General features: G+C 62.4%; 17 protein-coding genes and 2 tRNA genes. 13 read left to right on the forward strand and 6 right to left on the reverse strand.

Annotated features, from left to right (window positions below; translation table 11 throughout):
* Window positions 1–67: 67 nt before the first annotated feature.
* Together AB8A38_RS04710 and AB8A38_RS04715 are read left to right on the forward strand one after the other, a co-directional pair.
* On the forward strand, window positions 68–310 hold the full coding sequence (locus tag AB8A38_RS04710) for a pentapeptide MXKDX repeat protein (protein WP_309946173.1): 243 nt from the start codon (window positions 68–70) through the stop codon (window positions 308–310).
* A 126-nt stretch (window positions 311–436) separates the two neighbouring features.
* Window positions 437–925 (forward strand): cupin domain-containing protein, encoded by a 489-nt coding sequence (locus AB8A38_RS04715; protein WP_439085137.1) that lies wholly within the window; start codon window positions 437–439, stop codon window positions 923–925.
* A 57-nt stretch (window positions 926–982) separates the two neighbouring features.
* Here AB8A38_RS04715 and AB8A38_RS04720 read toward each other — a convergent pair whose 3' ends face one another.
* Window positions 983–1,324, reverse strand: a complete 342-nt coding sequence (locus tag AB8A38_RS04720) for a DUF6481 family protein (RefSeq protein ID WP_315842167.1) — start codon at window positions 1,322–1,324, stop codon at window positions 983–985.
* A gap of 307 nt (window positions 1,325–1,631) precedes the next feature.
* Between AB8A38_RS04720 and AB8A38_RS04725 the strand changes: the two genes are divergently transcribed.
* From AB8A38_RS04725 to AB8A38_RS04735, 3 genes are all read left to right on the forward strand, one after another.
* Window positions 1,632–1,793, forward strand: a complete 162-nt coding sequence (locus AB8A38_RS04725; protein WP_439085138.1) for a hypothetical protein — start codon at window positions 1,632–1,634, stop codon at window positions 1,791–1,793.
* Between the two features lie 137 nt (window positions 1,794–1,930).
* Entirely contained in the window at window positions 1,931–2,110 is a 180-nt protein-coding gene (locus tag AB8A38_RS04730) for a hypothetical protein (RefSeq protein ID WP_439085139.1), read from the forward strand.
* Between the two features lie 134 nt (window positions 2,111–2,244).
* Window positions 2,245–2,745, forward strand: a complete 501-nt coding sequence (locus AB8A38_RS04735) for an FKBP-type peptidyl-prolyl cis-trans isomerase (protein WP_309946178.1) — start codon at window positions 2,245–2,247, stop codon at window positions 2,743–2,745.
* Between the two features lie 16 nt (window positions 2,746–2,761).
* Here the strand turns inward: AB8A38_RS04735 and AB8A38_RS04740 are convergent, their stop codons facing one another.
* Together AB8A38_RS04740 and AB8A38_RS04745 are read right to left on the reverse strand one after the other, a co-directional pair.
* On the reverse strand, window positions 2,762–3,733 hold the full coding sequence (locus AB8A38_RS04740) for a TRAP transporter substrate-binding protein (RefSeq protein WP_439085140.1): 972 nt from the start codon (window positions 3,731–3,733) through the stop codon (window positions 2,762–2,764).
* A 90-nt stretch (window positions 3,734–3,823) separates the two neighbouring features.
* Window positions 3,824–4,717 carry an FkbM family methyltransferase gene (locus AB8A38_RS04745; protein WP_439085141.1) on the reverse strand — a complete coding sequence of 298 codons (894 nt, stop codon included), beginning with the start codon at window positions 4,715–4,717 and terminating at the stop codon, window positions 3,824–3,826.
* Window positions 4,718–4,834: 117 nt separating this feature from the next.
* Between AB8A38_RS04745 and AB8A38_RS04750 the strand changes: the two genes are divergently transcribed.
* Entirely contained in the window at window positions 4,835–4,978 is a 144-nt protein-coding gene (locus AB8A38_RS04750) for a hypothetical protein (protein ID WP_439085142.1), read from the forward strand.
* Between the two features lie 6 nt (window positions 4,979–4,984).
* On the opposite strand, the gene AB8A38_RS04755 is transcribed toward AB8A38_RS04750, so the two are convergent.
* Window positions 4,985–5,413: a DUF1801 domain-containing protein gene (locus tag AB8A38_RS04755; protein ID WP_315842160.1), complete on the reverse strand. Its 429-nt coding sequence runs from the start codon at window positions 5,411–5,413 to the stop codon at window positions 4,985–4,987.
* A 384-nt stretch (window positions 5,414–5,797) separates the two neighbouring features.
* On the opposite strand from AB8A38_RS04755, the gene AB8A38_RS04760 reads away from it, so the two are divergent.
* From AB8A38_RS04760 to AB8A38_RS04775, 4 genes are read left to right on the forward strand one after another with little or no spacing between them, the layout of a single operon-like run.
* Window positions 5,798–6,886 carry a hypothetical protein gene (locus tag AB8A38_RS04760; RefSeq protein WP_439085143.1) on the forward strand — a complete coding sequence of 363 codons (1,089 nt, stop codon included), beginning with the start codon at window positions 5,798–5,800 and terminating at the stop codon, window positions 6,884–6,886.
* 40 nt (window positions 6,887–6,926) lie between these two features.
* Window positions 6,927–9,701, forward strand: coding sequence for a xanthine dehydrogenase family protein molybdopterin-binding subunit (locus tag AB8A38_RS04765; RefSeq protein ID WP_439085144.1), 2,775 nt, complete (start codon window positions 6,927–6,929; stop codon window positions 9,699–9,701).
* Window positions 9,698–10,228 carry a (2Fe-2S)-binding protein gene (locus tag AB8A38_RS04770; RefSeq protein ID WP_439085145.1) on the forward strand — a complete coding sequence of 177 codons (531 nt, stop codon included), beginning with the start codon at window positions 9,698–9,700 and terminating at the stop codon, window positions 10,226–10,228. The genes AB8A38_RS04765 and AB8A38_RS04770 overlap by 4 nt, the downstream gene beginning before the upstream one ends.
* A 47-nt stretch (window positions 10,229–10,275) precedes the next feature.
* Window positions 10,276–10,839, forward strand: coding sequence for an Isoquinoline 1-oxidoreductase subunit (locus AB8A38_RS04775; RefSeq protein WP_439088459.1), 564 nt, complete (start codon window positions 10,276–10,278; stop codon window positions 10,837–10,839).
* Window positions 10,840–10,867: 28 nt separating this feature from the next.
* On the opposite strand, the gene AB8A38_RS04780 is transcribed toward AB8A38_RS04775, so the two are convergent.
* Window positions 10,868–10,934: transfer RNA gene (locus AB8A38_RS04780), tRNA-Arg, on the reverse strand.
* Window positions 10,935–12,114: 1,180 nt separating this feature from the next.
* On the opposite strand from AB8A38_RS04780, the gene AB8A38_RS04785 reads away from it, so the two are divergent.
* Window positions 12,115–12,191, forward strand: a tRNA-Arg gene (locus AB8A38_RS04785).
* A gap of 260 nt (window positions 12,192–12,451) precedes the next feature.
* Here the strand turns inward: AB8A38_RS04785 and AB8A38_RS04790 are convergent.
* On the reverse strand, window positions 12,452–12,805 hold the full coding sequence (locus AB8A38_RS04790) for a hypothetical protein (RefSeq protein ID WP_439085146.1): 354 nt from the start codon (window positions 12,803–12,805) through the stop codon (window positions 12,452–12,454).
* 507 nt (window positions 12,806–13,312) lie between these two features.
* On the opposite strand from AB8A38_RS04790, the gene AB8A38_RS04795 reads away from it, so the two are divergent.
* Together AB8A38_RS04795 and pbpC are read left to right on the forward strand one after the other, a co-directional pair.
* Window positions 13,313–18,532: an alpha-2-macroglobulin family protein gene (locus tag AB8A38_RS04795; protein WP_439085147.1), complete on the forward strand. Its 5,220-nt coding sequence runs from the start codon at window positions 13,313–13,315 to the stop codon at window positions 18,530–18,532.
* Window positions 18,533–18,618: 86 nt separating this feature from the next.
* Window positions 18,619–20,736 carry a penicillin-binding protein 1C gene (pbpC, locus tag AB8A38_RS04800; RefSeq protein WP_439085148.1) on the forward strand — a complete coding sequence of 706 codons (2,118 nt, stop codon included), beginning with the start codon at window positions 18,619–18,621 and terminating at the stop codon, window positions 20,734–20,736.
* Window positions 20,737–20,741 lie beyond the last annotated feature (5 nt).

Below are 20,741 nucleotides of genomic sequence, written 5' to 3' on the forward strand. Positions count from 1 at the left end.
GATGTCCGTACGTCTGGTTCATAGCGACAGACGTCGCGCTTCAGAAATGGATCCGAGGAAAAACATCATGACCATCTCCACCAGGTTTGCGCTCGGCGTGTCCGCCGCGCTCGTCTCGCTCAGCCTCGCGCTGGCACCTGCCGCGTTCGCTCAGGACAAGATGAGCAAGGATGACGGCATGAAAAAGGACACCATGTCGAAGGGCGACGGTATGAAGAAGGATGCCATGTCTCACGATGGTATGAAGAAGGACGATGGCATGAAGAAAGACGGCATGATGAAGAAGGAAGACGGAATGATGAAGAAGTAACGTCTTCACCCGCATCGCCGTGACGGGCCCGTCCGTGCGACGGGCTTGTCATGTTGCGCTGCTCGTTGCTGGACCTGAAAACTCGGCATAGCCTCCGCGCACAAGAAAATCCCTGGGGAGGCCACGATGAACAAAGAACGACGCATCGTCGTTGCGGCGACTTGTCTGATCGCAGCAACGACGTTTCCAAGCGTGACGACATGGAGCGCCACCGATGAGATGGGCTTTGTGCGCATCAATCAGGGCGAGGAAGTCTGGAAGAACCCGTTCGGTGTTGGCGTCGAAGTCGCGACACTTTACGGAGATCCCTCAAAGCAGGGCATCTATGTGCTGCGGATCAAATGGCCGCCCGGCATCATGAGCAAGCCGCACAAGCATCCGGAAGATCGTCACGTCGTGGTGCTGTCGGGCACCTGGTACACCGGCACGGGCGAAGCCTTCGTGCCCGAGAAGTCGATCCCGATGAAGACCGGCGGCTACATGGTGCATCCCGCCGGTGCGGTGCATTGGGATGGCACACGGGAAGAGGGCGCGGTGATTCAGATCACCGGCTATGGACCTAGCGGCAACAATTTCGTCAAACCCGACGAGCCGCAATTTGGCAAAACGAACTGACCTCGGACAATCAATTCAGGCAGCGTGCCATCGGATGATGGCACGCTGATCTCGTGTTTATTTGCGCTTCTTGCGGGCGGCGTAGCGGGCGTCGCGGGCAGCTTTCTGCTGAGCTTCCAGCGCGGCCTGGGCAAGCGCGGCTTCTTCCTTCGCGCGCGCAGCCTGGACTAGAGCAGCGGCGGCTTCCTCGGCTTCGCGGGCCTTCTGGACGGCCTTCTCAGCGTCGCGGATGGCCTTGGCTTCCGCGCGTGCGACGGCAGCGGCTTCGCGCTCGGCGGCGCGCGCCTTCACGGCAGGATCATCGGGGCCCGGTGCTGCCTTGAATTTGTTCAGAATGTTCTTCCTGGCTTCGATCGCAGCCTTCTGACGATCTGCGAAGCTGGGTTCCTTAAATGACATGAACGAGGCCTTGTCGCTTTCTTTGGTTTGGGGTGGGGCATTGTCGGGTGCGGCAGCCGGGCAAACATCCAGGCATGGCCGAAACTCCGCTGCGGTTTACAGCCGACAGCGCGGCAACGCATCAACTATCTGCGATTTACGGCAATCTTACGCATGATTTGCCGGCAAGGAGGCCTGCGCGAGGCTGGGGCGGAGCTTGCGCAGGGTGATCCGCGTATATCCGCAAATCTCGGGAATCGGGCATGTTTTGGTCATCCGGCGATTTGGAGCGCGCGGAACAGGCCGCCTGTGCGGCGCGAGGACCGATATGGATGCCCAGAAGACAGCCGTCGATGCCGTGGTCGTTCTGACCGGTTGTGATCGCGACATGGTGACCCACTTCATTCGCGGCCTGTATCTGGCGGGCGTTCGCGACCCCAACCGACTGACTTTCAAAGGGCTGCAATTCGCAGCAGAAGCAGGCGCTTAGCAACATTTGTAGCCAAAATGGCCATGTTACGGCTTTGCAGCGGCCGTGCTGCTGCCTTGAACCTGCGGTGCCCTCCGGCTGACTGATCAGGAACTTTCCGCGAAACGCGGAGTTCCTGTCGCCATCGGGAGTTATCCATGCAAGCAGCCATCGATCGCGTCATCCGCTCGTTCAGCTTCAAACATCCGGCCTCGCTCGCAGAGCCGATGTCGGACAGTCGCTCAATCCAGGCAAGAGATGAGGCGACAGAGTTGGCGACCCGGTTGCTTGAAAATTACAAGGGTCAGCTGGCCCGACGCAGCTCGAAGCCTGACTGAGGGCGGATTCAAGCATCCTCATTGCGATTTCCATGGATCGCGGCTTCGGGATTCGGCATTGCCAGGACTTGCGTTGCGGTGCGATGAGGGGGCATGACTGCGCCGCTCGCAGACCCAACCATCCAGGAGACATGATGCGAAACTCCCAGCGTGCCGTTAGAGCCACGGCCGTCGCGCTCAGTGCGGCCATGATCGTGGCCGTTTCCGACGTCTCCCTTTCTTCCGCCATGGCGCAAGCGCCTCAAAAACAAGCGCCGCAGAAAATGGCGCCAGCCGCAGGAAAAACCATGACCACAGCTTCAGGCCTCAAGATCGAAGACACCACCGTTGGCACCGGCGCCACGCCGGCCAAGGGACAGACCTGCGTGATGCATTACACCGGCTGGCTTTATGAGAACGGTGTCAAGGGCAAGAAATTCGACTCGTCGGTCGATCGCAACGAGCCGTTCGAATTCCCGATCGGCATGTCGCGTGTCATCAAGGGCTGGGACGAAGGCGTCGCCACCATGAAGGTCGGTGGCAAGCGCACGCTGATCATTCCGCCGGATCTCGGCTATGGCGCGCGTGGTGCTGGCGGCGTGATCCCGCCAAATGCGACGTTGATCTTCGACGTCGAACTGCTCGGCGTCAAATAAGCCCGATCAAATGAACCTATGCCTGCGCGATCCTGCGCAGCAACGTCCGTGACGCTTCCTCGCCGGCATAGATGTCGGCGAGGGGCGCTGCCTTTGCGATGAAGGGTGCCTTGTCCGGCTTGACGAATGTCACGCCCATCGCTTCGACCTGCAGGCGCGTTTGCGCCTCGAATGCGGTCCAGAGCTCGTTCATGCGACGATAGGACAGGGCAGCGGCTTCGCGGATGATCTCCCGCTGTTTCGGCGTCATGCTGTTGAGCCGGCCGGCGCCTACCAGCAGCACGTCCGGAATCATGGTGTGTTCGTCGAACGAGTAGTGAGTCGCGACTTCAGCATGCTTGCCGACAATCAGCGCAGCCACGCTGTTCTCTGCACCATCGACCAATCCCGACTTCAGCGCGACATAGACATTGCTCCATGACAGCTCGATGCCTTCGGCGCCGAACAGCTGCATCAGCTTGACCATGGTCTCCGATGGTTGGATGCGGATCTTCATGCCCTTGAGATCGTCGGGATGAAGGATCGGCTTCCGCCCATAGAAGCTGCGCGCGCCCGCGTCGTAAAAGGTCAGGCCGGTGAGGCCGGCCGAAGTGGTCGAGGCCAGAATGTCGTTGCCAACCTCGTTGCTCGTCACTTTCAGCCAGTGCGCGCGATCGCGGAACGTGAAAGGCAGGTTGAGAACCTTGTAGGCCGGATGGACGCGTTCGAGCACGCTGGCGCTGACTTTCAGAAAATCCAGCTTGCTGGCCTGTACCTGCGACAGCAGGTCGACTTCCTGACCGAGCTGCCCGTCCGCAAACAGCGCGATGTCGAGTTCGCCCTGCGAACGCTCGCGCGCCAGGTCGGCAAAGTGCTGCATGGCCGGGTGGACGGGATGGGTGGTCGGCAGACTATGGGCGAGACGCATCTTCAGCGGTTCGGCGCGCAGGACTGCGGGGCAGGCGACGGCCAGTCCTGCAGTCAGCAAAAGGCGGCGCCGTGAAAGCATGGTCTGACCCGTGGTTCTGGCTGGAAAGATGATGCACGCATCGGCGCGTTCTCTGCGCCGGACGCCATGTTACGTCGGAACCGGAGAAGTTTAAAGTCTGCCGCCAGCTACTTTGGGGCGATTGGCTTGGAGCAGGGCGATATAGCGGTTCTTGGCATCGGGCGCGACGGCACCGCGGCTGGCCAGATGATGCACACAATTCAGCGCCAGATCGAACGAGCCGTAGCAATGATGCGCGATCAGCGCGAGGTGCTTGAGCTGCTCGCTATCCATCGCCTCCGCCTGGATGAAATCCCGGACATAGACGACGTCGGCCTCGACGAGTTGATTGATGGCAGCAGCAGGGTGGGGGCCCATCATCGGCGCAATCATCTTCTTGTTGATGGCCGCGAACATGTGCGGAATGAAGCCGAGGCTGCGCAGTTCGAGATCGATGTCGCCGAACACCGGCTGCTTCTCATAGAGCGGCACGAAGGAGACTTCGGTCTGAATGGCGACAGCCTTGGCCAGTTTGCTGTGACCGTTCCTGAACACCGACAGTTCGCCACCCTGAATGTCGATCTTCAAGAGATCGACGTGCTCGATCTCGGCGATATCGTCGAGCCGCCGTGTATCGAGCGGGAGCCTGTCGACGACACGTCCGAGCTCGGTAAAATTCGGAAAGTGCGTGAGTGTTTTGGGTTCAGGCTGCAGCAGGCTGGCAAAGCCGATGCCGCGGCAGATGTTCAGGGTATGGCTGCCGCCATCGCCGACGGCATAAGGAAGATAGGTCTCAAACGCGCCCTTGCGTGCCTGCAGTTGCGCCAATGCCTGCGGATGCGGATCGAAACCGGTCACGCGGCAAAGTCCGCTTTGCAGCATCGGCTTGTAGGGCGGGTCACCGTCAATGGGATTGGCACCGATATCGACGACAGCGGTCGGCCGCGCAGGCTGGAGCAGTGCGGATAGTCCATCATCGTTGCGTCGAATCGCGCCCTGCCGCATGCGTACCTTTCTTGCGAATGGTGCGACAATGCGTGCTTCAGTGGGCGCAGGCAGCGTGTCAGAGTGTCGCGCGACAATTCGAGCGATTGAGGTATTTGGCGCCGGAATGGAGGACGAATGAAAGACGAACAGAGAGACGACGCCGCGCGCCGCCGCCCCATCCATCATTCGCCGCTGTTCTGGATCGGTGTTGTTCTGTGTCTGGCTGCGATCGTCATCTATGTGATGTCCTACGACCTGTCATGGCCGGTCCCCAGATAACGACGCTCACGCTTTCTTTGGCTTCTTCCTGGTTGACGTGTTCAGCGCCGCCGCGGCGCAGATGAGCGCCTTCAGCGCCTTTTCGTTGATCTTGTCGCCTTCATGAATATCGATGGCGCGGCGGGTGTTGCCGTCGAGGCTGGAGTTGAACAGGCCTGACGGGTCATCGAGCGATGCGCCCTTCGCGAAGGTCATCTTCACGACCGCCTTGTAGGTCTCGCCGGTGCAGATGATGCCCGCGTGTTCCCAGACCGGAACGCCGCGCCACTTCCATTCCTCGACCACGTCGGGGACGGCCTGCCTGATGATCTTTCGGACGGAAGCGAGCATCTCACCGCGCCAGTCACCCAGCTCCTTGATCTTCGTGTCGATCAGCGCGGACGGAGAACCTGCCTCGTTGATCTCCGTCGATGTGCTGGGCGTCTTTTTTGCCATGCGCTCCCCTTTCGACGCCCGGAGCCATACAGCTCTGTTAGTGGTGCTTACCTACGTGTCGTGAAAATAACCCGGCCTGTTTCGAGCGTCCAGCCTTCCGCTACAGGCGAACGAAAAACCGCTACGCGCTGCGTATTCCGGATCGCGAACCAATTCCGGTGTCACGCAATTGCGTGTAGCCTTGAACCACCAGCGCATGGCGTGATTCGTAGCGTTTTTCTTATCCAGTTCAGTCGCATTCGAGAGCATTCCGCCCGTCACGGCGTGTTTGCTTTCATCAACTATGTCGCGACGATTCTGCTGAATGGCAAAAGCAGATTTTTAAGATGTGCTGCGCTAGTCGTGACAGTAGCAATCGCCAAGATGACTCGGAGGAGTCCGGATATGACGTATCGCCACGCTGTCGCCCTTGCGGCTGTCCTGTTGGGGGGCGTCAGCGCCGTCTATGCCCAGACCCTGCCATCCTACATGGCGCCGATTTCCGGGTTGACTGCGACAACGCCTGCCGAGACCGCCACCAAGGACATGCTCGCGCTCAATACCGGCATGTTCGAGCTCTATGGCGATGCAGCGAAAGTCTTCCGCGCCAATATCCTCGCCAAACATCCCGTGATCCTCGGTCTGTTCTCCGGCGCCGGCGGCAAGTTCACGTTGTACCAGCCCGGCAAGCCGCCGGTCGATGCGCCTTCGGTGCCAATGGTCTATCAACTGCTCAAGTCGGTCGGCCACAGCACCATGGCACTGGCCGAGGTGGTCGGCCCCTATGTGAACAATCCCGATAACAAATCCTGGCTCGGTTCGATGAAGGCCTATCGCAGCCGCATGCAGTCGGCGCTGGATGGCCTCGATCTCACGCCGATGCAGGCCGATTGGCGCGACAACAATCGCACCATTCTGCAGAACAATCTGGCTTTCATGGACGAATGCATCGCCAAGGGCGTCATTCCCTTCGATGTGCTGGAGGCGTTCGGCAAGAAGCAGGCGCCTTATCTGGCCAAGAACGTTGCCTGGGCGGCGCAGATCCAGGTCAATCACTGGATGACGGTGCTGGGCGACTGGAAGAAGATGCTGGGTCCCGATTGGGACAAGGCCTATGCCGCCAGCAATACGATTTATGTGGCACGCCAGAACAACGTGCTGTTCAGCGTGCTGGCGCAGTTCTTCCCGCCGGAGGCCATCAACGATCGCCTGCTGTTGATCGAGACCGTGTCCTTCACCACCACGCAGGCCGATATGCTGGAGTCGCTGACCCGCATTATCGCCGATCGCTCGGTGGGCTCGCTGTTCTTCGGCAACTATCACCTGATGGATTATGAATTGATGGGGGGCGACGCCCGCGCAGCTATCATCGCCGAGAGCGCCAAGCGCGGCATGACGCCGTTCCTGCCGCCGGTGGTGCCGTTCGGCTCGAACCAGTGGCCGACGCTGATCACCACTGGACCGGGGCCGGCCACCATCGCCGATCTCAAGTAATCGGCGCAGCGGCGGACGGCTGTCGATCAGGGGTGGAAGCATGCGGACTTCGCGTCGCGAGTTCATGAAATGGGTATCGGCGGGCGGTATTTCGCTCAGCCTGTCGCATCTGGCTGTGGCGGAGCCGGTGGCGTTCCCGGCACGCGAGACACTGCCGGGGCGGGGCAAGTTGAATCCCGCTATCGGCGGTGCCGGTCGTGTCGATGGCGTCGCCAAGGTCACCGGCTCGAAACTCTATGCGTCGGATTTCCGGGCGAATGACCTGCCGGGCTGGCCCGAGAAAACCTCGCACGCCATTCTGGTGCGCGCGCCCGATGCCACCCATGTCTATCTTGGCATGGATCTCGCGCGGCTGAGCGGCGCGCTGAAGCCTACGGTGATCGTCACCGCAGCGGATCTCGCTGGGATCAATGCCCGCGTGCCCGCCTTCTATGAGGGCGATCTGTTCTGTCCGGTCGGCAAGACGCCGCTCTATATGGGCCAGCCCGTTGCGCTGCTGATTTTCGAGACGTTCGACAGCTATGACCGCGCTCGGATCGCCTTGCGCGACGGCACCTTCGTGCAGTTCGGCGAAGAGACCGGCCCGATCGAAATGCCGAATTATGCGGCCTATCGTTTCACCCGCGTCGCCGGCGCTACGCCCGATGCGCCCGATGTCTATTCGCCGGTCCTGGCCGGTTGGGTCACGCCCGGCCGCACCCAGGCATCCGCGCTGCCGGTGTGGTCATCGACCGCGCATAAGAACGAGGCCGGTTACGAGAAGGCTGCGGTCTATGGCGACCGGATCCGTGCCGAGATTGCCGCGAGCGAAAAATCCGCTCTGGTGCTGGATCGCACCTTCGATACGCAGTCCGTCGATCCGATGTTTCTGGAGCCGGAATGCGGACTCGGCTGGTACAGCGCAAAAGACAAGGCACTTGAACTGGTCCTTGGCGTGCAGTCGCCCTACGAGGCGGCGGAATCAATTGCGTTTCTGCTCGGCGAGGCGAAAGCGCCGTTCAAGCCGGGCGAGATCAACGCCCAATTCGCCTATGTCGGCGGCGGCTTTGGCGGCCGCGACCATACACCCTTCATTCTGTATGTAACGCTGGCGGCGATCTTCTTCCCGGACCGTCCGGTGCGGCTGGCGCATGATCGCTATCAGCAGTTTCAGGCTGGTATCAAACGCCACGCCATCAAGATGCGCTCGCGCATGTCTGTCGATCGGGCGTCCGGCAAGATCACGGCGTTCGCCGCCGATCACGTGCTCGATGGCGGCGGTCTTGCCAATTTCTCGGCCAATGTCGCCACCTGCGCCGCGACGGCCGCGATCGGCATCTATGACGTGCCCAAGGTCGATGTCACCACAGTGGCGCAGCATACCCGCGGCGTGACCGCGGGCTCGATGCGTGGCTACGGCTCGCTGCAGACCATGACCGCGCTGGAAGTTCTGATCGACGAGGCGGCGCATGCGCTAAAGCTCGATCCCATCGACTTCCGGCGACGCAATGCCCTGAAGCAGGATGGCCGCACCATGACCGGCAATCCCTATATCGTCTCGGTGCGGAGCTTAGAGGTTCTGGACAAGCTCGAGCAGCACCCGATCTGGCAACAGCGTGCGGCGGAGAAGGCGCGTGCCGCGAGCGGCGTGCTGGTCGGAACGGGCGTGGCCTGCGTGACCAAGGATTACGGCACCGGCGGTGATAGTTCGAACGGTCGCGTCGAGCTCAGCCCCGACGGCAGGATCGCGATCTTCTGCGACCATGTGGAGATGGGCAACGGCATCGGCACGGCGCTGGCCAATCGCGTCGCATTGCATCTCGGCAGCATCGCCGACGAGGTGGCGGTGTCGCAGGTCGGCGTGTTCGATGCGCTGGAGCTGGTGACCTCCGGCGATTGCTACACCATGGATCAGAAGACCCAGGACAAGGCCGAGAAGGATCCGCGCTGGGTGCCGTCGATCAGTTCAGCCACCTCAGCCTCGATCGGCGCCCATGTCGGAACGCATGCGGCGGCAGAAGCAGCGCGGGTGATCTTCCGCTTCGGTCTGTGGCCGGCGGCGCTGGCGCTCTGGAATATCGGCCCGCGCGATCCCCGCGCCAGGGATTTTGCCAAGGCGCAGTGGAAGGACGGGCTGCTCACAATGGTGGGCCTGCCGTCGCTGCCCCTGGCGAAACTCGCCGCGACGGCGCATGCGCGCAATCTCGTCACTGGCGCCGTGGCGCACGGGTTCTCGCGCTGGGCGTGGTCACGCGCGCGTTTCCCAATCAATGGTGAGCAGTATCGCGCCGAGATCGACGGGCTCGCGCTGCGTCGTGGCGCTGGCAAGTTCACGCGCATCAACCGCACCAGCGTGCTGTTTCCGCCGACCGACAACAACCGGATGGGTACGGCCTATACATCGGCATGCGGCGCAACGGTGCGTGTCGAGATCGAGAAAGCGACCGGCGCGCTGCGCATCGCCAAAGCCTATACCGCATTCGAATGCGGGCAGGCGCTGGTGCCGGAGGTTGTGCTTGGCCAGGCACAGGGCGGCTTCGCTATGGGCGTCGGCTACGCGCTGCTGGAAACGCTGCCGCCGTTCGAGGGCGGGCCCGGTAACGGACAATGGAATCTCGGCCAGTATCTCGTGGCGCGAGGTTCCGATCTGTCGCTGCGCGACGTCGAGATCGAGCTGATGCCGCCGCTGACGCCGGACGAATTGCCGAAGGGCATGGCCGAGGTGGTGATGATCCCCATCGTGCCAGCATTACTCAACGCCATCCATGACGCCACCGGCAAGCGCTTTCCTGCGCTGCCGGTGACACAGGCCATGCTCAAGGGAGCGCTCGCGTGACGACACTGGGCATCACCATCAACGGACAGGTCCATGCGCCCACCGAGGTGCGCGACGATCTCTCCATGAACGACTTCCTGCGCGAATATCTGGGCATGACCGGCACCAAGTTCGGCTGCGGCGCCGCGCAGTGCCTGAGCTGTGTCGTGATCGTCGACGAGCCCGATGGCAGCTGCCACACCAATCCGACCTGCGTGACCTCGGCGGCAAGCTTCCATGGCAAGGCCATTCGCACGGTCGAGGGCCACGCCAAGAACGGCGAACTGTCGCCGTTGCAGAAGGCCTTCATCAGGCATTTCGCGTTCCAGTGTGGCTATTGCACCGCCGGCTTCCTCAATGAGGGGCAGGTGCTGCTCGAGCAGATGGCCAAGACGCCTGTGCCGCGCGCGGGCCTTGAAGAACGTATCGCCGAAGCGCTCGACGGGCATCTGTGTCGTTGCACCGGCTACGTCAAATATCATGAGGCCGTGCTGGACGTGATCCTCAGCGATGCGAAGCGCTATCTCACGCAGGAGCCGCGCGGATGAGAGCCGAGACGCGTGTCAAAACGCTGGTTGTCGTCGCGACGCTTGGGATGAGCATGCTCACGGCCTATGCGGCCGGGCAGGGCGCGTCGAAAGGGCTGGCGAGCCCGGAGAGTTTCAATGGCATCGCCGATACCAATGCGCGCTCGGCGGCGATCTTCACCGAACTCGGCAAGGTGCTGACGCATCCGCGCTGCGTGAACTGCCATCCCGCCGGCGACGTGCCGCGGCAGGGCGATGCGCGCCGTCTGCATCAGCCGCCGGTCGCTCGCGGAGCCGACGGTCACGGCACTGCGGCGATGCGCTGCAACTCCTGTCACAAGGATGCCAATTTCGAACCCGGCCGCATCCCCGGTCATCACGAATGGCACCTCGCGCCGCGCGAGATGGCATGGGAAGGCAAGACCGTCGCCGAGATATGCGCGCAGATCAAAGACCCCGCGCGCAATGGCGGCCGCAAGGTCGATGATCTCATCGATCATATCGGCAAGGATACGCTGGTCGGCTGGGCCTGGGCGCCGGGCTACGGGCGCGCGCCCGCGCCGGGCACGCAGGCGGAGGCGGGCGCTCTCGTGGAAGCCTGGGCAAAGACGGGCGCAGCCTGTCCAGGCTGATGCCACGACGTCATTTCGCTGGAAATGATGGCGATCCCAGCAGGATTCGAACCTGCAATCCACAGAGTAGAAATCCGCTGTGCTAACGGCACAATCGTAGAGATGCGGTGACCGTTTACTACTGCGCGCAGAGCAGTCGCTCCTTGTCTTACCGATAAGTAGTTTCGCCAGCATTCGCTGCTCTTGCGGCAGCGCTGCCTTAGCGTAGCACCGCTTCAGCATTGGATGCGCAATCCTCTTCGGTACTACAATGTGTCCAGTTACCGCTCGTCCTCGTTCTCGCGCGATTTAGACCGTTCAGAAAGGAAAACAAGGAACTGAAGGACGCACCGTAAGTTTGAAGACCGCTTTTGAAAGTTGGTCATTTTATTCATACGGAGTAACGCTATGTCGAAAAGCGCATTGCTTGCTTGTGCGATTATCTGCTTTGCATCACAGGCTGAAGCCCGCAAGGGAAGTCATCACCGAGCGCGCGCGTGGTGTGGGACCTATCTCAGCAAATACCTTCATCAATCCGATCGACGTCTTGCTCTTGCTCGCGAATGGGCGCGCGTTGGTTCGAGCGCCGGGGGGCCGGGCATTGGAGTAGTAGTGGTCTGGCCACATCATGTCGGCATCATAACGGGGCAAGCTGCCAACGGCGAATGGATAGTACACAGTGGCAACGATGGCGGCGCGGTAAGAACTCGTCCTCGATCAGTTTCGCGCGCTATCGCTTTCCGTCGCGTTTAACGACATGGTCAGCGTTGTTACGCGTTCTTAGCTATTCCCGGTAAGTGGGGTTCTCTTCAGCATTCACCGGCAAAGCGCAGAGCGGCAGTAGTACGCCGTTAAACGACGTGCAGCCGTTGGTGAATGCTGGAGAGCTATCGGACATTTGCTGCCGTTTCAAACGCGAGGCGCGCTAAGAACACGCGATGCCTTCGTGGTGCTTACAAAAGAAAGCATCAAGCAACTTGTACTGTCGACAGTGTTGCGACGGTCGCAGCTTCGTCGCGATGCCATGTGCGATCCGACCGCATTACGTACGCCAGCATGCCTGAGGCGGCCTCGGCTATCGTCGTTTCGAGAAATGGTTCTGGAATATCGTGTTGCGTCCGTCTTGCGCGCACTCGTCGGGACCAAACTGGACAGCTGTAATTTGAATCAGAGAAAACGAGTCACAGCAGATCAAGCCTGACGCGGACGCCGATCAGAGGCCTTGAAAGCACGCCGCGAATCCCGCCATTCGCCCGGTCTGTCCAAGCCATACCGACGATGGTATGACGACGCGCCGGTCCCATAGCTCAACTGGATAGAGTAACGGATTTCTACTCCGTGGGTTGCAGGTTCGAATCCTGCTGGGATCGCCAGTATTTTCTCACAAAATCAAATATTTGGCGCCGTATCGCATTCGCTTTGCATACGGTCAGTGCTGCTGCGTGCCACCCCACCAGTCTGGCCTTTCTCTTGCTGATTGAGCGGCGAACCCGCGATTTCAGCCAGAAAGTGTGCCGACTTGATCCGCTTTTCGTCCCAAAACCGAACGTCCGTCTGTGCCTTTGACGCCGTTTCAGTTCCTGTCCCGTTCGGGGATGCCCGCGCACCTTCGGGGCTGGCAGATTGGCGGGCCCTAAGGCTCCGACGGCGGGGGCCGCGATGGTGGTTTGCCGTCCTTGCCATTGTCACTGGAGATGCCGCGCTGGCCGGGATCGCCTGGCTGGCCGTCGACGTCATCCTCAAATAGCTGCTCCGGGAAGCCGTATTGCCTCGTCACGAAACGGCCGGCCATATAGGAGATCTGACACGCGATCAGACATCCCGTCGTGACCGCCACACCGCCCAGCGCCGAAAATCCCTGACCCCATGTCACGACGGCGGACAGGACAGCGACCAGCACGGTCGTCACGACAATGACCCATACGGGGCCGACGAGTCCGACGGCGAGGCCCGCCAGTGAACTTGTCGCCAAGAGAAGTTCGATCATGATGCGATGCGCCCAGAAGGACCGAACGGTCGGGCGATCGCCATGATCATCCGATGCCGCAAGGCGCACCCATCTGACCGCAGCTGGAAGACTTGGGTACCCGTGATCTCCGATCGTCCCCAGGAGGCTGTTTTTAGTCTTAACGTGTCGCGTTTGATTAAAACGCGTGGGGCGATGACGGGCCGGGCCGGCCGTACATGCACGTATGACCGGTTGTAAAACTGTCACGAAAATCGTCAGAGCGCGCTCGAACCGTTTCTCGCACAGGGGCGACCAATCGGCGGTGACGTGGCTTTGCTTTCGGCATGGCCCGCCGCCATGATGCCCGCGGCTTGCGCGTGGGGCTGCGATTTGAGTTACCCGGGTTCGTCACATGATGTTGCCAGCAATCGTCGTGTCTCGCGTTGCGCCGGTCGAGAGACTCGCGAACAAGCTGGCCATGAGTCCGTCACCGTTTTTACGCACATTTGAATCCAGGCGGCATTCGTCCGTGCAGGGGAGTTGTCCATGATTGGTCTGGTTCGCGCCGTCACTGTCTGCGCCACGCTGGCGTTCGGCCTCGTCTCGGCTCACGCGGCCGACAAGGCTTTCCGACGGGATGACCTGGCGGATTCCGCGATCAAGCTCGAGGCGCAGATCAAGAGCGAGGCGGGGCCTGTCGCCAAGAGCGCGGCAACTTTGCGCACCGACGCGGACGCGGCCTTCAAACGCTCCGATTTCCGCGCTGGTCTGCAGACGCTGGGTCAGATCGTGGCGATTGCGCCCGACGACAGCGCCAACTGGCTGCGGCTTGCCAAGACGATCTTCCAGATCCGCCCGGCAACCTCCTCGGAAACGACGTTCCTGCGCGAGCGCGCCGCGACCGCGGCCTATATCGCCTATCAGCGCGCCGGCAATGCCGGCGAGGAGGCCGAGGCGCTGGCCGTGCTTGGCCGGGCCATGGAAGAACGCAAGCTGTGGCGCCCGGCACTGGACGCGCTGCGCCTGTCGCTCGAGATGCGCGAAGTCGCCGATGTGCGCGGTCAATACGAGAAGCTGCGCGATGATCACGGCTTCCGGTTGCTCGATTACACCGTGGACTCCGATTCCGCCTCGCCGCGGGCCTGTTTCCAGTTCTCGGAAGAACTCGCCAAGCGGGTCGATTTCGCGCCGTTCCTGGCGCTCGCCGGCAGTGACAAGCCGGCACTGACCTCCGACGAGAAGCAGCTCTGCGTCGAAGGCCTCAAGCATGGCGAGCGCTACAACATCAACCTGCGCGCCGGTCTGCCCTCGACGGTGAAGGAGAGCCTGCCGAAGTCGGCCGAGTTCAACATCTATGTGCGCGATCGCAAGCCGTTCGTGCGTTTCACCGGCCGCGCCTATGTGCTGCCGCGCACCGGCCAGCAGGGCGTCCCCGTGGTCTCGGTCAACACCCAGGCGGTCACCGTCAATGTGTTCCGGATCGGCGATCGCAATCTGATCAACACCGTCATCGGCAGCGACTTCCAGACGGCACTGAGCAAGTACCAGCTTGAGAGCCTCGGCGACGAGCGCGGCATGAAGGTCTGGACCGGCGAGCTGGCCACGGCGTCGACGCTCAATGCTGACGTCACCACGGCATTCCCCGTCGATCAGGCCATTGGCGAGCTGCAGCCCGGCGTCTATGTGATGACCGCGGCGGCCAAGGGGCCGGGCTCGGGCGGTGGCGACGTCGACGGCTCGCTGGCGACCCAGTGGTTCATTGTGTCGGATCTTGGTCTCACGGCCTTCTCGGGCAATGATGGCATCCACGTCTTCGTCAATTCGCTCGCTTCGACCGATCCGATGGCCAAGGCCGATGTCCGGCTGGTCGCGCGCAACAACGAGATTCTGGCGAGCAGGAAGACCGACGACTCCGGCCATGTACTGTTCGAGGCGGGGCTCGCCAAGGGCGAGGGCGGTCTGTCGCCGGCATTGCTGACGGTGACATCAGACAAGAACGACTATGCATTCCTGAGTCTGAAATCGAACGCGTTCGACCTGTCGGATCGCGGCGTCTCCGGCCGCGCGGTTCCCGCCGGGGCCGATGCCTTCGTCTATGCCGAGCGGGGCGTCTATCGCTCCGGTGAGACCGTCTATCTCACCGCGCTGTTGCGCGACGGACAGGGCAATGCCGTGACCTCTGGGCCGATGACGCTCGTGGTCGAGCGCCCGGATGGCGTCGAGTTTCGCCGCGCTGTCCTGCAGGACCAGGGCGCAGGCGGTCGCAGCCTGACACTGCCACTGAATTCGGCGGTTCCAACGGGCACATGGCGCGTTCGTGCCTTCACCGATCCCAAGGCGCCGTCGATCGGCGAGACTACCTTCATGGTCGAGGATTACGTCCCGGATCGGATTGAATTTGATATATCTTCCAAGGACAAGCTGATTAAAGCTGATGCTCCTGTAGAACTTAAGGTGGATGGGCGCTTCCTCTATGGCGCGCCCGCGTCGGGCCTGCAGCTCGAAGGCGATCTGCTTGTCAGCCCTGCCGCGAACCGCCCAGGATTCGCCGGCTACCAGTTCGGCGTTGCCGACGAGGAAAGCGCCAGCAACGAACGCACGCCGATCGAAGGACTGCCGGAAGCCGATGCCAATGGCGTCGCGACGTTCCCGGTCAGCCTCGCCAAGCCGCCGTCCTCGACCCGTCCGCTGGAAGCCCAGATATTCATTCGCATGACCGAAGCCGGCGGCCGTGCCGTCGAGCGCAAGTTCGTACTGCCGGTTGCGCCCAACGCGCCGATGATCGGCGTGAAGCCGCTGTTCAAGGACAAGAACGTCGCCGAGGGGGACAGCGCCGCTTTCGACGTCGTGGTCGTGTCGCCGGAGGGAACCTCGCTGGCCCGCAGCGGACTGCGTTACGAATTGCTCAAGATGGAATCCCGCTACCAGTGGTATCGGCAGAATTCGTCCTGGGATTACGAGCCGGTCAAATCGACGAAGCGTGTGGCCGATGGCGATCTTACCATCGCCGCCAATGCGCCCGCGCGCATCTCGCTGCAGCCGCAGCCCGGCCGCTATCGTCTCGACGTTAAATCGAACGAAGCCGACGGCCCGATTACCTCGGTGCAATTCGATGTCGGCTGGTATTCCGACGGCAGCGCCGATACGCCGGACCTGCTGGAGACCTCCATCGACAAGCCGGAATATCTGTCGGGCGACACCATGATCGTTTCGGTCAATGCCCGCACCGCCGGCCTGTTGACCATCAATGTGCTGGGCGATCGCCTGCTGACCACCCAGAGCATCGCCGTAAAGGAAGGCCAGTCGCAGATCAAAATCCCAGTCGGCAAGGACTGGGGAACGGGCGCTTATGTGGTGGCCACGCTGCGCCGACCTCTCGATGCCGCCGCCAAGCGGATGCCGGGCCGTGCCATCGGGTTGAAGTGGTTCGGTATCGACAAAAAAGCACGCACGCTCGACGTGGCACTGTCGCCACCCGCGCTGATCCGGCCCAGCACGACGCTGAAGCTGCCGGTGAAACTCGGCGGGCTCAATCCCGGTGAGGACGCCAAGATCGTCGTTGCCGCGGTCGATGTCGGTATTCTCAACCTGACCAGTTACAAGCCACCGGCGCCGGATGACTATTATCTCGGCCAGCGCCGCATGACGTCTGAAATTCGCGACATCTATGGGCAGTTGATCGACGGCATGCAGGGCACCCGCGGCCAGTTGCGCACCGGCGGCGATAGCGCCGGCGCGCAGATCGAGGGCTCGCCGCCGACCCAGAAGCCGATGGCGCTGTATTCCGGCATCGTCACAGTGGCTGCCGATGGCACCGCGCAGATCGACTTCGAAATTCCCGAATTCGCTGGCACCGCGCGCGTGATGGCCGTGGCCTGGACCGCGACCAAACTGGGCCGCGCCACCGTGGACGTCACGGTGCGCGATCCCGTGGTCCTGACGGCGACGCTGCCGCGGTTCCTGTTGTCCGGCGACAAGGGCACCATGAGCTTTGACCTCGACAATGTCGAAGGTGCCCCCGGCGACTACACTATTGCTGTAAAGACCTCCGGCCCCGTCAAGGTGACCGGCAATCCGGCGACGACGATCAAGCTCGCGGCCAAACAGCGGACCTCGATGGCGCTGGCCATCGATGCATCCGGTGCGGGCACGGCTCAGTTCGATGTCGATATCAAGGGACCGAACGGGCTGACGCTGGCACGGCACTATGTGCTCGACGTCAAGGCGGCAACCCAGGTCCTGGCGCGGCGCTCGATCCGCACGCTGGCAAAGGGCGAGAGTCTGACGCTGACGTCCGACATGTTCTCCGATCTCGTGGCGGGCACGGGCGGCGTCTCGCTATCGGTCAGCCTGTCCACCGCATTGGATGCCGCAACGATCCTGAAGGCACTGGATCGCTATCCCTATGGCTGCTCCGAGCAGATCACCAGCCGCGCGATGCCGCTCCTCTATGTGAACGATCTCGCGGCCGGCGCGCATCTGGCGATGGATACCGGTGTCGATCAGCGCATCAAGGACTCCATCGATCGTCTGCTCGCGCGTCAGGGCTCGAACGGTTCGTTCGGTCTGTGGTCGGCGGGTGGCGACGATGCGTGGCTGGACGCTTACGTGACGGACTTCCTGACCCGCGCCCGCGAAAAAGGTTTTGTGGTGCCGGACGTGCTGTTCCGTGCCGCGCTCGACCGTGTACGCAACTCGGTCGTCAATGCCGATGAGCCGGAGAAGGATGGCGGCCGCGATCTCGCTTACGGCCTCTACGTGCTAGCCAAGAACGGCACCGCTCCGATCGGCGACCTGCGCTATCTCGCGGATACCAAGCTGAAGAACCTGGCGACGCCTATCGCCAAGTCGCAACTGGCCGCGGCACTGGCGCTGGTCGGTGACCGTGCCCGTGCAGAACGTGTCTATGCGGCGGCCGTCGAAAGCCTCGCTCCGAAGCCGGCCATCGAATTTGGGCGCGTCGATTACGGCTCAGCGCTCCGCGACGCGGCGGCGCTGGTCTCGCTGGCCAGCGAAGGCAATGCTCCGCGGGCAACGCTGACGCAGGCCGTCCAGCGTGTCGAGGCCGCACGCGGCCTGACGCCGTTCACCTCCACGCAGGAGAATGCGTGGTTGGTGCTGGCGTCGCGTGCGCTCGCCAAGGAAGCGAATACGCTGGCGCTAGACGTCAACGGTTCGCCGGTGAAGACCGCACTCTATCGCAGCTACAAGGCTGCGGAGATGTCCGGGCAGCCGATCAAGATCACCAACACCGGCGATACGCCGGTGCAGGCGGTCGTCTCGGTATCCGGTTCGCCGATCACGCCAGAGCCGGCCGCATCCAACGGCTTCAAGATCGAGCGCAATTACTTCACGCTCGACGGTAAGCCTGCCGACGTCGCCAAGGCGAAACAAAATGATCGCCTCGCCGTCGTGCTGAAGATCACGGAAGCCAAACCGGAATACGGGCACATCATGGTGGCCGACTATCTCCCGGCCGGTTTCGAGATCGACAATCCGCATCTGGTGTCGTCGGGTGACAGCGGCACGCTGGACTGGATCGAGGATGGCGAAGAACCCGAGAACACCGAATTCCGCGATGACCGCTTCACCGCGGCCATCGACCGTAAGAGCGACGACAAGGCGGTGTTCATCGTCGCCTACATCGTCCGCGCCGTGTCGCCCGGGAAGTACGTGCTGCCGCAGGCCTATGTGGAGGACATGTACAATCCGTCGCGCTACGGACGGACGGGGACAGGCAGTGTCGAGGTCGCGAAGGCGAAATGAGCGAGGGCACGTCCACACCACACACTCCGTCATCCCCAGGCTTGTCCCGGGGATCCACGTCTTCTTGTGTGGATCGTGGCCAAGGCGTGGATGGCCGGGACAAGCCCGGCCACGACGTGGGGAAGGGTTGGGGGCTTATCCGAAAGGCCGTCGCCGCTGCCGCCGTAACTGTAGCCCTGAGTGGTGCAGCCATCGCCGCGTGGGTGGCGTCGCTTGGTGCGCTTCCGCTCGAACAGGCCCGCAAGATCTCGACCACCGTCATTGACCGCAACGGCAAACTCTTGCGCGCCTATGCGATGGCGGACGGTCGTTGGCGGCTTCCGGTTGATGCCAGGACCTCAGTCGATCCCGGTTATCTCAACATACTGCTTGGCTATGAGGACAAGCGCTTCTACAGCCATCGTGGCGTCGATCCACTGGCGCTCGGCCGCGCCGCGCTGCAGCTCGTCACCCGCGGCGAGATCGTGTCGGGTGGCTCGACCATCACCATGCAACTCGCACGGCTGATCGAGCCGCGGCAGCAACGCTCGATATCGGCTAAAATCAGACAGGCCGTCCGTGCGCTGCAGATCGAGCGGCAGATGAGCAAGGATCAGATCCTCGATCTCTATCTGGCGCTGGCGCCGTTCGGCGGCAATCTCGAAGGTCTTCGCGCCGCTTCGATCGCCTATTTCGGCAAGGAGCCCAAACGGCTGTCGTTGGCGGAATCTGCATTGCTCGTAGCGCTGCCGCAATCGCCGGAACACCGCCGGCTTGATCGCCATCCCGGCAATGCCCGTGTGGCGCGCGACCGCGTGCTCGAACGTATGGTCGGCGAGGGCAGGGTGTCGGCGGCCGATGCCATGCAGGCGAAATCCGTCAGCGTGCCAAAGCTGCGCAAGCCGATGCCGATCCTGGCGCCGCATTCGGCGGATCAGGCGACATCACTGCACAAGGATCGCTCGATTATCAGGCTCGCGCTCGATGCCGGCATTCAGCGTGCGCTTGAAGGCCTCGCGCGTGATCGCGCGGCGACGCTGGGCAACAATATCTCCATCGGTCTGATCGCAGTCGACAACGAGAGTGGCGACGTGCTCGCCCATGTCGGCTCGCCCGACTATTTCGACGATCGCCGCGCCGGGCAGGTCGATATGACCCGCGCGGTGCGCTCGCCCGGCTCGACATTGAAGCCGTTCATCTACGGCCTCGCCTTTGAAGATGGCTTCGTGCATCCGGAAAGCCTGATCGAGGATCGGCCGGTGCGCTTCGGCAGTTACGCGCCAGAGAATTTCGACATGAGCTTCCAAGGCACCGTGCCGGTGCGCAAGGCGCTGCAGCTCTCACTGAATGTGCCGGCCATTGCGCTGCTGGATCGTGTCGGTGCCTCACGACTGTCCTCGCGGCTCAAGCAAGCGGGCGGCAATCTGGTGCTGCCGCCGGGCGAGGCGCCGGGTCTCGCCATGGGTCTCGGCGGCGTCGGCATTACGCTGCAGGACCTCGTCCAACTCTATACGGGCGTGGCGCGGCTCGGCAGTTCGAAGCCGCTGCGGGAGATCATGCAGGCCAATGGCGGCGACGATCGCGAGCCCTTGCGGCTGATGGACCCGGTCGCAGCTTGGCAGGTCGGCAATGTCTTGATCGGCACGCCGCCGCCGGAGAATGCCGCGCATAACCGGATCGCCTTCAAGACCGGCACCAGCTACGGCTATCGCGACGCCTGGTCGGTCGGTTTCGACGGACGGATGACCATCGGCGTCTGGGTCGGCCGGCCCGATGGCGCGCCGGTGCCCGGCCTGGTCGGTCGCACGGCCGCGGCTCCGATCCTGTTCGATGCCTTTGCCCGGACCGGCAAGCTGCCGGCTCCGTTGCCGAAGGCGCCCAAGGGCGTGCTGATGGCCAGTAATGCAAAATTGCCGCTGCCGCTGCGTCGGTTCCGCCCAGTCGGCGAGTTGATCCGGACCGGCAGCGATCAGGCCCTGCACATCCAGTTCCCGCTGAACGGTTCCCGGATCGATGCCAGTGGCGGCGAGGGGCAGCTTTCGGCAGTGCCGGTCAAGGTAGCCGGCGGGGTGTTGCCCATGACCGTCCTGATCAATGGCATGGCCGCCGGGGAACTCGACAGCCGGCGCCAACGGCTGGTCGATCCGCCCGGTCCGGGTTTCGTCCGGTTGACGGTCATGGACGCCATGGGCACCGCAGACACAGTTGTGGTCAGAATCCAATAAGCGCG

The sequence above is a fragment of the Tardiphaga sp. 839_C3_N1_4 genome (assembly GCF_051811045.1).
Lineage (GTDB): Bacteria > Pseudomonadota > Alphaproteobacteria > Rhizobiales > Xanthobacteraceae > Tardiphaga.